The following is an 854-nucleotide window of genomic DNA, read 5'->3' as shown; positions in this document are numbered from 1 at the left end:
CGCCCGAGCCCTTCCCCGAACCGGACTTGCACCTTTCGATGCATCCGGCTCTCCATTTGAAGTAGTTTTAGGTTGCACGTAGTTCAGCCTGGCCCGTATTCTTCCTGTTGCTGCGCCGTTGTTTTCTCCCATAGCATGGAATACACACGGCGACTAGATTGTTTGGTATGGATTTCATTTGTACCCGTATGTCTCCTGCAACTCCCGGCCAGTAATCAACATGTGTGTTTTGACCAGTGAGTTTGCAAGCACATTTTGCGCATCGTCCATTCTGTCTTGTCACCACATACTGGCGGTAGGATGTCCAGTTTTCCGGCAGCCCGTATAGCCGCTCGATGTATCTGGTACGTTGGACTCTTATCGTTTCTCGAAGTTTGCGATTACCATCCAGCCACTCACGGTCATTGAGTACGTAAGGATTCTTTTGTGAGCATTTGTCCGGGTACTCTATCTTGTAGAACCCAAGTTTGTCGAGCATGTGCACGTTGCCGTCGCTGTCCTTGAATCCGAAGTTCTTCGCCGTGGACTTCCGGTGGTATGGAAGGTTGGCGGCTTCATTGTAGCGGTGTTGGTATCTCCTCGCCACTACGCCTGGGGGCTCTCTTGTTCTCTGCTTAAGCCTGTGAAACACCAACCCCCATAAATAGTAATCGAGGGTGAGAAAGGTGTCCTTCGCATTCCCTCGTCGGAAGTATTCAGCAAAGCCTCGAATCTTTCGGTTCAGTGTGGCGACGACTGCCGCGCCCGGTGCCATCCAGAATGCTCGTGAATCCTTAGCCATGGTACTTCTAAACCGTTGAATCGCTTTACGACTCGGCTTCGCAAGAACCCGCTCTTTCCCCTGCCGCTTCCAT

1 protein-coding gene is annotated in these 854 nt (G+C 51.6%); it reads right to left on the bottom strand.

Annotation, left to right across the window (positions count from 1 at the left end; genetic code table 11):
* Nucleotides 1–67 precede the first annotated feature (67 nt).
* The coding region (locus tag J3482_RS20160; protein WP_206923081.1) for a group II intron reverse transcriptase at nt 68–854 on the bottom strand (787 nt) is incomplete at its 5' end.

It is taken from the genome of Alicyclobacillus suci (assembly GCF_017329615.1).
In the GTDB taxonomy this organism is placed as follows: Bacteria; Bacillota; Bacilli; order Alicyclobacillales; family Alicyclobacillaceae; genus Alicyclobacillus; species Alicyclobacillus suci.
This window is presented reverse-complemented; position numbering and strand designations above follow the sequence as displayed.